At 64.6% G+C, this 13,081-nt stretch carries 11 protein-coding genes and 1 riboswitch; of the genes, 4 read left to right on the forward strand and 7 right to left on the reverse strand.

Translation table 11 applies throughout. The features are described 5' to 3' along the window. The first annotated feature begins 247 nt into the window (after positions 1 to 247). Positions 248 to 343, forward strand: a riboswitch (glycine riboswitch). Between the two features lie 240 nt (positions 344 to 583). Genes H5T60_04845 through H5T60_04855 form a run of 3 tightly spaced genes read left to right on the forward strand, consistent with a single transcriptional unit; the run spans position 584 to position 3,957 of the window. After that, positions 584 to 1,651 carry an alanine--glyoxylate aminotransferase family protein gene (locus H5T60_04845; GenBank protein MBC7241753.1) on the forward strand — a complete coding sequence of 356 codons (1,068 nt, stop codon included), beginning with the start codon at positions 584 to 586 and terminating at the stop codon, positions 1,649 to 1,651. Positions 1,652 to 1,680: 29 nt separating this feature from the next. After that, positions 1,681 to 2,589 (forward strand): D-2-hydroxyacid dehydrogenase, encoded by a 909-nt coding sequence (locus tag H5T60_04850; protein ID MBC7241754.1) that lies wholly within the window; start codon positions 1,681 to 1,683, stop codon positions 2,587 to 2,589. Positions 2,590 to 2,622: 33 nt separating this feature from the next. Further along, the gene (locus H5T60_04855; protein ID MBC7241755.1) at positions 2,623 to 3,957 is read left to right on the forward strand and encodes a DUF1015 domain-containing protein; all 1,335 of its coding nucleotides are present in this window, start codon (positions 2,623 to 2,625) and stop codon (positions 3,955 to 3,957) included. 59 nt (positions 3,958 to 4,016) lie between these two features. Here H5T60_04855 and H5T60_04860 read toward each other — a convergent pair whose 3' ends face one another. The 5 genes from H5T60_04860 to H5T60_04880 all read right to left on the reverse strand — a co-directional run bounded on the left by H5T60_04860 (position 4,017) and on the right by H5T60_04880 (position 10,966). Next, complete coding sequence (locus tag H5T60_04860; protein MBC7241756.1) at positions 4,017 to 5,798, reverse strand: glycosyltransferase family 39 protein; 1,782 nt, start codon at positions 5,796 to 5,798, stop codon at positions 4,017 to 4,019. After that, the gene (locus H5T60_04865; protein ID MBC7241757.1) at positions 5,795 to 8,089 is read right to left on the reverse strand and encodes a hypothetical protein; all 2,295 of its coding nucleotides are present in this window, start codon (positions 8,087 to 8,089) and stop codon (positions 5,795 to 5,797) included. Before H5T60_04865 ends, H5T60_04860 begins: the two co-directional genes overlap by 4 nt. A 16-nt stretch (positions 8,090 to 8,105) precedes the next feature. Next, positions 8,106 to 9,530 carry a B12-binding domain-containing radical SAM protein gene (locus H5T60_04870; protein MBC7241758.1) on the reverse strand — a complete coding sequence of 475 codons (1,425 nt, stop codon included), beginning with the start codon at positions 9,528 to 9,530 and terminating at the stop codon, positions 8,106 to 8,108. A 151-nt stretch (positions 9,531 to 9,681) separates the two neighbouring features. Then, positions 9,682 to 10,032 carry an ASCH domain-containing protein gene (locus tag H5T60_04875; protein MBC7241759.1) on the reverse strand — a complete coding sequence of 117 codons (351 nt, stop codon included), beginning with the start codon at positions 10,030 to 10,032 and terminating at the stop codon, positions 9,682 to 9,684. Next, complete coding sequence (locus tag H5T60_04880) at positions 10,016 to 10,966, reverse strand: DMT family transporter (protein MBC7241760.1); 951 nt, start codon at positions 10,964 to 10,966, stop codon at positions 10,016 to 10,018. Before H5T60_04880 ends, H5T60_04875 begins: the two co-directional genes overlap by 17 nt. Positions 10,967 to 11,242: 276 nt before the next feature. Here H5T60_04880 and H5T60_04885 point away from each other — a divergent pair, with 276 nt between their 5' ends. Next, positions 11,243 to 11,815 carry an aminopeptidase P family protein gene (locus H5T60_04885; protein MBC7241761.1) on the forward strand — a complete coding sequence of 191 codons (573 nt, stop codon included), beginning with the start codon at positions 11,243 to 11,245 and terminating at the stop codon, positions 11,813 to 11,815. Here the strand turns inward: H5T60_04885 and H5T60_04890 are convergent. Next, positions 11,797 to 12,234: a hypothetical protein gene (locus tag H5T60_04890; protein MBC7241762.1), complete on the reverse strand. Its 438-nt coding sequence runs from the start codon at positions 12,232 to 12,234 to the stop codon at positions 11,797 to 11,799. The two genes, H5T60_04885 and H5T60_04890, sit on opposite strands and share 19 nt — an antisense overlap. Then, a partial coding sequence (locus H5T60_04895) for a 4Fe-4S binding protein (GenBank protein ID MBC7241763.1) occupies positions 12,227 to 13,081 on the reverse strand: 855 nt, incomplete at its 5' end. The genes H5T60_04895 and H5T60_04890, both read right to left, overlap by 8 nt.

A 13,081-nucleotide genomic window follows, 5' to 3' on the forward strand; every position in this document is an offset into this window, starting at 1 on the left:
CAAATGCCAGTACATCATGGTATGTTAGTGTCACGACGCCCTCTCTGCTCTATGGTTGGTTTCGCAACTACCAAATAGCAGGAGGACGTCGTACTGTCAAAAGTGGGTAAGACCCAGCTGCATCTGGGTCCTGGAGACAGTCACCTGGCCGGTGGTTGTTGCGAAAGCCCGGCGTTGACAAGTTTGCCAGGTTATGATACACTTATAATGGATTAGTTGAAGCTTTATTTCGTCAAGTGAATATTCACACCTCAGCGCGAGAGAGAGCCGGCCCGGCCGGCCGCCGAAGGGGAATGGCACGCGCACCTGCTAAACTCTCAGGCAAAAGGATCGCGTTGAGGCGCACTCTGGAGAGCTGGCGCCACACAATGTGGCCGCCACACCGAAGGGGCAACCCCAGCTTCTTATGCCACATACCACCTCTGGGGAAATCTCTCAGGTCCAGGGACAGAGTGGGATACAGGTGCAGGTTTCCTGTTCCCACTTTTTGTTTGGAGCGGCCGAGGGGTTTCGCCGGCAGTTCTGCCGGCTGACGATAAGGGCACACATATCCCGAATCATTTTTCACAAAGGAGGGTTACCGATGTACAAGAAGCTCTTTATCCCTGGTCCGACCCATGTGCGCGAGGAAATCCTGCAGGCGCAGGCCGTGCCGATGATCGGCCACCGCTCCAAAGAGTACTCCGACCTGCAGGCGGCGGTCACCCCGAAGCTCCAGCAACTGCTCTACACCACCCAACCCGTGTTCCTCTTCGCCTCCTCTTCCACGGGCGTCATGGAAGCGGCCATCCGCAACTGCGTGGCCAAGAAGTGCCTCAACACCGTCTGCGGCGAATTCTCCCGCCGCTGGCATGAGATCACCAAAGCCAACGGCAAGGACTGTGATGTCTTGGAAGTCCCCATTGGCAAGGCCGTCCTGCCCGAGATGATCGATGAGAAGCTGGCCACCGGCGAATACGACGCGGTGACGGTGGTGCACAACGAGACCTCCACCGGCGTGATGAACCCCATTGAGGAAATCGCCGAGGTGATGAAGAAGTACCCGGACGTCATGTTCCTGGTGGATTCGGTCAGCTCCATGGCCGGCGTGAAGATCGAGTTCGATCGATTGGGGATTGACGTCCTGCTGGCCGGCGTGCAGAAGTGCTTCGCCCTGCCGCCCGGACTGACCGTCTGCGCCGTCAGCCATAAGGCACTCAAGAAGGCGGAAACGGTGCCGTATCGCGGCAAGTATTTCGACTTCATCGACATGTACAAGTTCTATCAGAAGAATCAGACCCCGGCGACGCCGGCCATCAGCCTCATCCAGGCTCTGAACAAGCAGATGGACGACATCCTGGCGGAAGGCCTGGAAAACCGCTGGCAGCGCCATAAAGAAATGGCCAAATACGTCCAGGATTGGGCCCGCAAGTACTGGGCGCTCTTCTCCGACGAACGTTATCTGTCCCTCACCGTCACCAACATCGTCAACACCCGCGAGGTGGACATCAAGGCGCTCAACGAGGAGCTGGGCCGGCGCGGCGCCATGATCTCCGACGGCTACGGCCCGCTGAAGGGCAAATGCTTCCGTGTCGCGCACATGGGCGATCTGACCCTGGACGACCTGCGCTGGCTGACCGCCCAGATCGAAGACATCCTCAAGTTGAGCTGACCGCGAGAAGGGGACAAGGAGGGAGTGACATGAAGGTTCTGGTGTGTGACAAGCTGGCGGACAGCGCTGTGAAGGCCATGCGGGACGCCGGCCTGGAAGTCGTCGTCAAGACCGGCATGACCCCGGAAGAGCTGGTCGCCACGGTGCCCGGCTTCCACGTGGCCATTGTGCGCTCGGCGACCAAGTTCCGCAAGCCGGCCATTGATGCCGCCACCGATATGAAGCTCATCGTGCGCGGCGGCGTGGGCCTGGACAACATTGACGTGGAGTATGCGGAGTCCAAGGGCATCAAGGTGATGAACACGCCGGCGGCATCCTCCGCCTCGGTGGCGGAGCTGGCGCTGGGCTTCATGTTCGCGCTGGCCCGCAGTATCCCGCAGGCCACCGCCTCGATGAAGGCCGGCAAGTGGGAGAAGAAGCAGTTCCAGGGCATCGAGCTGGCCGGCAAGACCCTGGGCGTCATCGGCGCCGGCCGTATTGGCGCGGAGCTCATCAAGCGCGCCAGCGCTCTGGGCATGAACTGCATCTTCTACCGCCGCACGCCCACGGAAGTACCGGGTGCCCGTCAGGTCCCGCTGGAGGAGCTCCTCCGCACCTCCGACTTTATCTCCATGCATGTGCCGCTGACCCCGGAGACGGCGAACATGCTGAGCCGGGAGCAGTTCGCCATGATGAAGGATGGGGTCTACATCGTGCACTGCGGGCGCGGCGGCACGGTGGATGAGGAGGCCCTGCTGGAGGCGCTCAACAGCGGCAAAGTCGCCGGCGCGGCCCTCGATGTCTTCGCCGAAGAGCCCACCAACAACATGGCCCTGGTCTCCCATCCCAATGTCATCTGCTCGCCGCACATCGGTGCGCAGACGAAGGAGGCCCAGGAGCGGGTGGGCGACGAGGTGGCCAGCATCGTCATCGAGTTCGCCAAGGCGCATGCCGGCTGATATTCCGCAATCCTTTTGGCAGAGGAGTGGCTCATGGCCGTTGTGAAACCCTTCCGAGCAGTACGCTATAACCCCGCCAAAGTGGGGCAGTTGGACAAGGTCATCGCCCTGCCGTATGACCGCATTGACGAGAAACTGCAGGAGACGTACTACAACCTCTCCCCGTATAACGTCGTGCGGATGAGCCTGGGCAAGCGCTTCCCCGATGACAACGAGACCAACAACGTCTACACCCGCGCCCGCAAGTACTTCGATGAATGGCTGAAAGAGGGCGTCCTGACCCGCGACCCCAAGCCGTGCTTTTACGCCTACACCGAGGAGTTCACGGTGCCGGGTACGGGTGACCGCCTGGCACGGCGCGGCGTCATCGGGATGATCAAGCTGGTGCCCTTTGACGAGGGGACTATTCTGCCGCACGAGCGCACGCTTTCCGGGCCGAAAGTGGACCGTCTGAACCTCCTGCGGGCGATGGAGGTCCACTTGGGGCAGATCTTCATCCTGTATCCGGACCCGGAGAACCGCATCAACCAACTGCTGGATGCTCACATCCAGCGGGAGCCCGACATTGACGCGGTGGCGGTGGGCGAGGCGGATGTGCGGCACAAAGTCTGGGTCGTCGATGACCCGAAGGTGCTGGCGGCCATTCAGGAGGAGATGGCGTCCAAGCGCAACCTGATCATCGCCGACGGCCATCACCGCTATGAGACGGCGCTGGCTTATCGCGATGAGATGCGCGCCAAGCATCCCGATTGGACCGAACAGCACGCCTTCAACTACGTCATGGCGACGCTGGTCAGCATGAGCGACCCGGGCCTGGTGATTCTGCCGACGCACCGCCTGATTCACTCGTACACCCGCATGAGCGCCGGCGAAATCCTGGAGAAAGCCCGCCAGTACTTCGACGTGCAGGAAATGCCCAGCCGCGAGGCGCTGGAAGCCAGGATGCGGGAGCTGGCGAACCAGGCGCATGTCATCGGCTTCTATGATGGCAAAGGGTACTACCTGCTGATCCTGCGCGATCTGGCCGCCATGGACCAGGTGGTCAAGGAACCGCGCGCCCCCGAGTGGAAGGCCCTGGATGTCTCCATCCTGCATGAGCTCATCCTGGAGCACATCATGGGGCTGACCAAGGAGAGCATCGAGCGCAAGGAGAACATTGACTACCTGCGCGATCCTGGTCCGGGCTACGCGGCGGTGTCTGCCGGCGAGGCCAATTTCCTCTTCCTGCTGAACCCCACCAAGCCTCAGCAAGTGGCCGCCTGTGCGGCGAAGGGGGAGAAGATGCCGCAGAAGTCCACCGACTTCTACCCGAAGGTGCTGACCGGCTTGACCTTCTCTCCCATCCGCTGGGAGGACAAGCTCGAGTAGCCGGCAGTCCGCCCGCACTACCCAGGGGGCGCAGTGAAAGTCACTGCGCCCCCTTTATTTTATTGCGTCACCCGGACAGTGGTCAGCGGCAGGCGGTAGGGGTCTGGAGACGGGGCAGGGGTGAGCCAATCCCAGCTACCGAACGGATGCAGCCCCAGCCAGAGGGTGTATTCCCCCGGCGCGGCGTGTTCTGGCACGCGCAGCCAGTGCTCCGCCGGCATGATGACATTGGCCGGCCAGCGGTCCGTGGTGTCGCGGCCGGCGGCCGGCGAACCGTCCTTGACCACCAGCGGGTGATTCACATCCTGGGCCAGCGACATCGAGAGCCAGATGTCGCTGGCGACCTTCCCCTGTGCACGCCAGAACAGCTCTACGACCACCCAATCGCCGGCGCGCACCGCCGGCGTCCGCAAACGATATGCCACCAGCTCGATGGCCGCCGGCGGCTCGCCGCCCTGGAACATGACGGACTGCCGCACCGCATCCGCCGGCAGTTCCTCTGCGGAAATCGGCGCCGGCGGGGCGAAGACCGGGGCGACTACCGCGATCAGCGTGGCCAATCCGAAGATAGCAAACGCCGTCACCAGCGCGCCGGCAGTGGTGTCCTGGCGGCGCGCCGGCACCCAGGCCAGCAGGCCCTTCGCTAGGAAGAGGGCGATGGCCGGCAGGGCGGGATACACAAGGCGCGCCTGGTCCGTGCCCAACACCGTCGCCGTCCACTTGAGCAGGGCGGCCAGCACCGCAAGACATTGTAACGCCAGCATGGTCAGGATAGCCCAGGTCTCCGGCGAAATATGCCGCCGGCGCACAGCCAGCCGAACCCAGCCGGCCGCGGCTGTCAGGCAGAGCGCCAGCAGGAGGGCATACAGCCAGCCGGGCAGTGCCAGCCCCTGCCAGCGCAGCCAGAACGAGGTGAACAGGCCCTTTGCCAGCCACCAGAGCACCGCCGGCGTCAGCGGGCCTTCCCGCAGGGCGTTGGTCTGCAGGATGAACGACCAGCCGGTGGGGTCGCCGTGCGTCTGGTAGTTGTGCCAGAGCCACCAGCCGCAGACCGCCAGCGCCAGGCCGGCCGCCATGACCCCCCAGCCCAGTAACCGCTTGAGCGTGCCCGACAGGCTCCCTTCCCGCCGCCAGGCGGCGTAGGCCAGGGCGGCGCCGATGGGAACAGCCGTGAGCCCGACGTTGGCCTTGGAGAGCACGCCCAGCCCCAGCCCAATGCCCAGGCCGGCGATGCGCCAGCCCTCATGCCGGCCGCGGATGACGCGGGCGGACTGCCAGAGCAGGCAGGCGCTGATGGCCGTGGCCAGATTATCGTTGTTCACCATGGCGGAGAGGAACAGGAAGCCGGGGGAGAAGGCGGTGATGCCGGCCATGAGCAGTGCCGCGGCCGGCTGTGCCGGGAAAGCCTCGCGGCCCAGCGCGTACACGGCCCAGACGGTGAGCATGCCGCACAGCACGGAGAAGAGGCGCAGGATGTGCCATGCCAGCGCCCAGCCGCGGTATGGCCAGGATTCCTCGGAGGTGTGGAGCAGTAGGTTGTGCGGCCGGCCGGGCTCCAGCGAGTAATCGGCATTGGCCTTGATGATGTACCCGTCGTAGTCGGCCCAGGAGGTCAAGCCGGCGCCGAGCAGGTAATAGAGCGGCGGCTGAAAGGCCTCATGCTCTTCCGCCGTGCTCGGCAGATGCCGGTGCTGGACGATATAGCGGATGACGGTGAAGTGCGGTGCTTCATCCGGCCCTTCGCCCAGCGGCACGACGACGCTGTACGCGGCCGCCAGCACGAAAAAGGCCAGCAGGATGAGCAGGATGGGGGAAGGCCGGCGCTGTCCCTGCGCGGTCATGGCGCTCTGACCTCCACATAGCCCAGCAAGACCCGCCCGCTGTGGATGGGTTTTTCCGCCGAGCGGATGGACAGCAACTGCAGGGAGGGATAGGAGTATATCCCGCCGTAAAGGGCGTAGCGGCCGGGGGAGAGGCCGGCCGGAACGCCGAGGGAGTGCCGGTCCGGGATGATCTCGCCGGCGAGCCAGCGGGTGGTGGGAGTAAATCCCCCGTCCGGCTCATGGTCCGACTGCGCCAGCAGGACCGTGCCGTCCAGCGAGGTGAGATGGACGAACGTGACCAGGTCTTCGGCGAAGCCCGTGCGGGCGAGCCAGTACAGGGTGACCGGGAGCTGGGAGCCGGCAGTGGCGGAGACGGAAGGCCTGCTCGCCGCCAGCAGTACGGCTTGTCCTTCGAAATCGGCCTGCACATTCTCCCATGTCGTGCCGGTGCGGGACGCCAGCGCCGGCCGGAACAGCGGGAGCAGTACGGCGATGATGCCGGCGAGATACAGGAGGCCCCGCCCCTTCCTCGCACGCAGGGAATCCCATCCCCGACCCGTGATCCACCGTACCATCCCAGCGATGAGGAAAACAATGGAAAGAAGGGTGCCCCACAGCTGGGGTGGGGTGGGGGTGAGGCGCCAGCGCACCTGGTGGGCGCCGGCAGGGATGTCCACTGCCGCCAGACCCAGGGTGCCGAAGGGGTAGGCCGGCGTGCGCTTCCCGTCAATGTAGGTCGCCATACCCGGGAAATAGAACTGATGCAGGACCAGGCTGGCCGGCCGGGCGCTTTCGACGGTGAGGTCCAGGCGGTTATACCCCGCATCCAGGAGGTGTGCGGAGTCCGGGGGGCGGAGCGCCGCCGCCTCGGCGAGGTCCGGCCCGCCGGCGTCGCGCCAGGAACGGCCGATAGCCCAGCGCTGTTCCCGCACCCATATGGGCAGGTATTCCCCCGTCCAGGTGGTGCCGATCTGCCCTGCTTCCCGCTCCTCCGCCCACATGCGTTGGTACGTCACTGCATCATCGTCCAGTGCCAGCGCCTGATACGGCAGACGAGCCAGCGAGGAGAGCACGATCAGGGCGACGCTGGCAAGGGCAGTCGCGCTGACGATCGGGCGGGCCGGACGGGCGCCTATCATGTCCTGGATGACGGAAACGCCGGCGCCGGCCAGCCAGGCAGCCCCTAAGGCGTGCAGGGCCATGAACCGCCAGGGATACTGGAGATAGCTCAGAAGGGCTTCGCCCAGCTTCCAGAGGGGGAGGGAGGCGGTAGTGGTCATGAACCAGCCGCCGGCCGCGGCCAGGGCCATTAGCCCCAGGATACGGGCGGAGATGCGCCGGATGCGGAGCAGGCCGAGGAGCAGGCCGGCCAGCGCGACCAGGGAGGCTATCAGGCCGGCAGGGTGCTCTGCCGGCGTGCCCTGCGCCGGGAAGTAGCGGTACAGGAAATAGGGAGAGAGGGCGCCGGCGATGGGGGCAAGATGGCGCTGATAGCCGGCGGAAGCGCCGCCGGCCAGCCCCACGTATTGGCTCTCCAGCAGGACGGGGAGCCAGTAGAATGCGCTCAACCCCAGGCCCAGCAGGCCGGCCATCAGCCCATGGCGGATCAGGGGAATCGCTTCCTGACGATGGGAGAGAAGCGTGATCAGCACGTACAGCGCCAGGAACGGGCCGAAGAGGACCAGCGAGAGGCTGTGGGTGAGGATGAGGCCGGCCAGGCTGACTCCCAGCAGGGGGACGCCGGCCCGACAGTGCCGTAGGATGCGCTCCCACCCCCAGAGGATGAGTGGGAACCAGACGAAGGCCAGCGATTCGGCGATAGCGCCGCGCACGTACAGGTCGGCCAGGTGGTAGGGGATGTAGATATAGGATGCGCCGGCGGCCACGGCCGGCAGAACCCTTCCATGCAGGCTCTCATAGGCGAAGGCGTACATGGCCGCGCCGGCGGCGAGGCCGGCGAGGGCGTAGGCGGCTTTCATGGCGGGGATCAACCCCATGCCGAGGCCCCGGAACCACAGGGCAGTGTAATAGGACAGCGGCCCGTAAAAGTTAAGGATAGGGTGACCGTAGCCGAAGGCGAAGTCGGGAAACCAGCGCGGGTAGAGCACGCCGGCGCGCACGGCCCCATCCAATCCCATCAGCCGGTACAGGTGAAGCAGGCCGTCGTGGGAGGAGAAGTAGCCGGATTGACATAACGGGATAAGGGCCGGCAGTCCCAGCAGGATGACGCCGGCCAGCCCCCATGCCCAGCGGGGGAGCCGGGCATATATGCGGCGAAAGGAAGAGGAGATAGGACAGGCCAGGCTCATCACAAGCCCTTTCCGCCTATGACTTGATGCGCAGGAAGAGCCAGACCAGCAGGAGCGTTTCTTTGAGGGAGAGCCGCACGGGATGCACGCGCTGTTTCAACGCATAGCCCTTCCAGAGCTTGTAGAGAAGCCAGTAGAACCAGTTGGTCGGGAGATTGAGGAGGTAGCGCTCTACGAAGGGGCGCAGGGCCGGCCATTCCACGAGTATGGCGAAGAAGCGCTGGAGATTGCGCAGTTTGCGCTTGTGTTCGGGCGAGAACTTCAGCACCGAATCGTCCCAGGCCACCTCGCCGAAGTCGTCAAAGGAGCCGTACATCAGGTCATGCTCGCGGGTATATTCGCCCAGCGCGGTGCGGGGGTAAGGCTGGAAGATCATGACGTGGGCGTAGGCCGGCTTGCATTCGATATTGAGGTCGAGGGTCTCCAGGTCGTTCTCGAACGTGGTGTTGGGCAGGCCGATCATGTTGGTGGTGGTGAACTGGATGCCGGCCTGGCGGAGCAGGCGCGCCGCGTTCAGGATCTGCTCGCGCGTCATATCGCGCTTCAGCAGTTCGTTGCGCACCTGCTCGTTCCCGACCTCCACGCCCATGCTCACCGAGTGACAGCCGGCGCGGGACAGCAGTTGCACCATTTCCTCATCCACCAGGTTGGCGCGCACGTTGCAGAAGAAAGGCAGGCCGACCTGGCGCGGGTACTGCGCGGTGAACTCGCGCAACCATTTGCGGTTGAGGATAAACGTGTCGTCCAGGAAGACGACGAACTCCAGATCGTAGCGCTCGCGCACCTGTTTGATCTCTTCCAGCACGCTGTTGACCGAGCGCAGGCGGACAAAGGGGCCTTTGCCGCGATAGAGCTCCAGCAAGGCGTGATTGAAGCAGTAGGTACAGCGGTAGGGACAGCCGCGGCCGGCGATGAAGTGTTTGATGCGGCTGGCGCGCGAGACCGGGTCCGCGTCGTAAATGAGGGCGCGGTCGGGTGGGGGGAGCGCGTCCAGGTCGGCTTGCAGCCGGCGCACGGGGTTCCGCACGATATCGCCGTTCCATTTGAAGTGCCAGTTGGGGATGGTGGGTTCGAAAGTGCCGGCGTCCAGGGCATTGGCCAGGTCCACCAACGCCTCTTCGCCCTCGCCGATGCAGATGCCGTCCACCCCGTCGGCCTCGATCATCTCCGGGAAGAACGTGGGATGCGGCCCTCCGAAGGCGGAGAAGACCGGCACTGCCTCTTTGATACGCCGATTGAGTTCGAGGTATTTGCGGTGGGAACCGGTGATGACGCTGAATCCAACGATGCCGGGCCGCCACTCCTGGGCGACTTTCACCGGGTCCTGGTAGGCGGCGATGGCCAGGCGAACCTCATGGCCGGCGGCCTTCAGCGCGCTGGACAGATGCATGATGCCGTGAGGCTCATAGTCTATCTGATCTACGACGAACAGGACGCGCATAGCTTCTCCCAGAGAGCACTGCGGTAGAATATCGATTCTGGCAGGACAGGTATCATCGGAAGAGTCTAACACAGGCGGGGGAATCTGACAAATGTTCGGGCGGGCGGGTGTTAAGGGCCAGACCAGGTGACCGTCACCTGCGGGGTGATGGTCATCGGATAGGGGACGCCGGCTCCAGCTCGATGGCGACCGCGCCCAGCGCCTCTTTTTCGGGGGGATAGAGCGCCCGCAGGGCGGATAGGAGTTCCTGCGCGGATAAGCCCGGAGCAATGCGGTCCGCCGGCTCCTGCGCCAGCAGGCGCTCGAAGTCAGGATAGATGCAGATGCGGCGGATGCGGTACGGATGTTCCTGGTTGAGCAGGAGGATATCGCCGGCCTGGAGCCGGCGGATGTTGGAATAGCCTACCCGCACCTCGATGGTCTTGCGGCCTGCGAGGATTTCCTGCAGGTATTCGGGCTTGACCCACAGCACTTTCTGGCGGGGTTCAGAGGGTTCTTTCATTTCGCACAGCCGCCTGTAAGGAGGAAGCTTCGGGTTGCGGTGAATGAACCGCGGATGCGGAGTGGTGGCCGAGCCAGACGCCGGCGATGGCCATGGCACCGCCCAGGAGCTGAAGCAGACGCACGCCTTCACCGAAGAGCACGGCGAAGGCCAGGCCGGCGACGGGCACCAGGCTGGTGTACAGCGCGGCCTCAGAGGCATTCAGCGACTGGAGGGAGTAGTTCCAGAGGAACATCGGTAAAGCGGATGTGCCCAGCCCGAGATAGAGAAGAACTGCCCATCCGGGAATACCCAGGTGAGGAAGCCCGGCGGCAGTGCTTTCCCAGAGCAGACCGGGCAGGAGGAACAGCAGGCCGGCGCCGAAGCTGGCGGTCGTGGTGACCACCGGGGGATAGTCCAGGACTAACCGCCGGCCCTGTACGGTATAGACCGCGAAGGCCAGCACCGCGCCGAAGACCAGGGCATCTCCCAGCAGGGAGCCGGCACCCAATGGGCTGGATGAGCTTACCAGGACTACGCCGGCGATGCTCAAGCCGATGCCCAGCCACCGCCATGCCGGCAGGCGTTCGCGCAGGAACCACACGGACAGGAGGGCGGTCACGGCCGGGATGCTGGATTCGATGAGGGAGGCGTTGCCGGCGGAGGTGTACACCAGCCCCAGGTTCTGCAGGCTGTAGAAGAGGGCGATGCCGGTCAGGCCGAAGAGCAGGAAGGCCGGCTGGACGATGAGCCAGGGGCGGAACCCTTGGCGCAGTGCGAAGGGGAGCAGGCCGAGAAACCCGATGAAGAAGCGCAGGAAGGTGAGGGCAAACGGTCCGATGGACTGCAGGATGAGTTTGGTGATGATAAAGGTAGAACCCCATAACAGCACCGCCACCAGGAGGGCGGCGATGCCGTAGGCGCGCCGGTTGGGAGAAGATGAGAGGCCGGCCATTCTCCGCTCCACTACAGGGTTGCTTCGGTCGTATAAAAATCATTGTATGAGTCCCCGGCCGACCTGGCAAATCGTGGCTTGTTAATGATCAGAGGCTGGGCCGCCGTGGTTCCAGCACCGCGCACCATTTGGCGGCTTGTGATACAATATGGGTTGAGAAGCGGTCGAAGGGTGATGGCAAAGGAGAATCCAACATGTTTCCGCAAGAGAAGATGCCCACGATCCCGGCGGAAGAATATCCCCAGCGCTGGGCAAGGGTCCAAAGTATGGCGGGAGGTGGCGGCGGAGATCGAGGCGGCGATGCGCCGCGCCGGCGCCGAGGGGACGGGGATTGATACCATTGTCACCTCCGGCCCCAACAGCCGGCCCATCCTGGCGCGCTCCACCTTTCGGCGCATTGCGAAGGATGACCTGGTGTTATTGACCGTTGCCCCGCGCTATGAGGGCTATCATGCCGCTATCGGCCGGCTGGTGCTGGTGGGTGACCCCGGTCAGGAGGTGCGGCATGCGCTGGAAGTCGCCGTGCGGGCGCAGGAGGCGTGCTTCCGCGCACTGCGCCTGGGCATCGAGGGCCGGCAGGTCGAGGCCGTCGGCCAGCGCGTCGTTGCCGAAGGCGGGCTGGGGCAGTATTTCCTATATTCCGGCGTCCACAGCGTGGGGGTGATTGAATTTGAGCCGCCCATCTTCGGGCCCAGCAGTGACGCCGTGCTGGAGATGGATATGGTGATCTCGGTGGATATTCCCATTTTCCACGCGCCCTGGGGCGGACTGCGCGTCGAGAACGGGTATCTCATCACGGCCGCCGGCGCCGAGCCGCTTCATGAGACGCCCTATTGGATCGAGAAATGAGCAATAAGCAGGCGCAGGAGGCCGCCGGCGGCAATGATAAGGGAATGAACTAGGCTGATGTTGAACAGCCAGTTCAGCCATGCGTATACCGCCGGGAAGAAGACAAAGGCGACCACCGTCAGGAGCAGGGGCCGGCGCGCGGAGGAGCGCGCCATGGCCCGCAGAGCCAGCGCCATCATCGATATCTCGATCAGCGATAGAAACAAGAAGAAAGCGAACCAGCCCCACAACCACCACATGCCCAGCGGTTCCTGGGCCAGGAAGGGGAGCCAGCGCAGGAGGGGGCTGGTGCCGGCCGAGCGGGAGTGCACGCCGGCCAGCACCAGCATGGCCGTCCCATTGGCCAGCAGTCCGACGAGGCCGGCGATCCAGGCCTGACGGACGCTCGCGGACGCGGTGCGGATCTCCCGTTCAGTCATAGCGCATGGAAAGGGCGCGCGGCTTACAGCGCGTCACGCAGAGGCCGCATCCCCAACAGCGCGCCTCGTCCAGTTGCGCCAGCCCGTCCACCACATGGATGGCGTCGTAGACACAGCTCTGCTCGCACAGCCGGCAGCCGGTGCACAGTTCCGGCTCAAATTCCGGCGGGCGCGCCTGAGTGCGCACGCCGGCGCGCTGGGCGATGCGCTCGATGGCCAGGCCGCGCACCGATTGGATGTTGACGTAGCCGTGGCTGTCCAGCCACTGGTTGATCTCGCCGGCGATTTTCCCCAGAACGCTGTGTCCCTGCAGGATGACGGCGGTGCAGACCTGCACCGCCCAGGCGCCGGCCATGATCAGCTCGATGGCGTCCGTGCCCCGGCTGACCCCTCCCACGCCGAGGATCGGCAGGTCCACGGTGCGGGCGATGTCGAAGATACAGCGCACGGCGAGGGGCCGGAGCGCCGGCCCGGAGAGCCAACCGTAGCCGTCCGCGCTTCCCATCCACGGCTGACCGGTCTCGATGTCAATGCCCATGGTCGGGCCGAAGGAGTTGATGGCGGCGATGGCGTCCGCGCCGGCCTCTTTCGCGGCCTGCGCGGCGGCTTTCATGTCGCGCATGGGGGACAGCTTGACGATGACGGGTTTGCCGGCGCCGGACTTGGCCGCGTCAATGGCCTCCATCATGGGGCGCGGGTCATCCCCCAGGTAATGGGTCGAAAGCTCGATAGCATCAGCGAAGGGCCGCACCTTGGGGGCGAGGGCGGCGATCTGGCGGGCGGTGTAGCCCATGCTGACGATGAGGGGCAGTCCCAGCTCCCGGGCGAGGGGCAGTTCCTTTTCGAA

It is taken from the genome of Anaerolineae bacterium (assembly GCA_014360855.1).
Classification (GTDB): Bacteria; Chloroflexota; Anaerolineae; order JACIWP01; family JACIWP01; genus JACIWP01.

Coding starts and splice junctions, on each gene's coding strand:
- H5T60_04865 (MBC7241757.1), bottom strand. CDS start 8,089: ATGAGCCTGGCCTGTCCTATCTCCTCTTCCTTTCGCCGCATATATGCC.
- H5T60_04880 (MBC7241760.1), bottom strand. CDS start 10,966: ATGGCCGGCCTCTCATCTTCTCCCAACCGGCGCGCCTACGGCATCGCC.
- H5T60_04845 (MBC7241753.1), top strand. CDS start 584: ATGTACAAGAAGCTCTTTATCCCTGGTCCGACCCATGTGCGCGAGGAA.
- H5T60_04870 (MBC7241758.1), bottom strand. CDS start 9,530: ATGCGCGTCCTGTTCGTCGTAGATCAGATAGACTATGAGCCTCACGGC.
- H5T60_04890 (MBC7241762.1), bottom strand. CDS start 12,234: ATGACTGAACGGGAGATCCGCACCGCGTCCGCGAGCGTCCGTCAGGCC.
- H5T60_04860 (MBC7241756.1), bottom strand. CDS start 5,798: ATGACCGCGCAGGGACAGCGCCGGCCTTCCCCCATCCTGCTCATCCTG.
- H5T60_04855 (MBC7241755.1), top strand. CDS start 2,623: ATGGCCGTTGTGAAACCCTTCCGAGCAGTACGCTATAACCCCGCCAAA.
- H5T60_04850 (MBC7241754.1), top strand. CDS start 1,681: ATGAAGGTTCTGGTGTGTGACAAGCTGGCGGACAGCGCTGTGAAGGCC.
- H5T60_04875 (MBC7241759.1), bottom strand. CDS start 10,032: ATGAAAGAACCCTCTGAACCCCGCCAGAAAGTGCTGTGGGTCAAGCCC.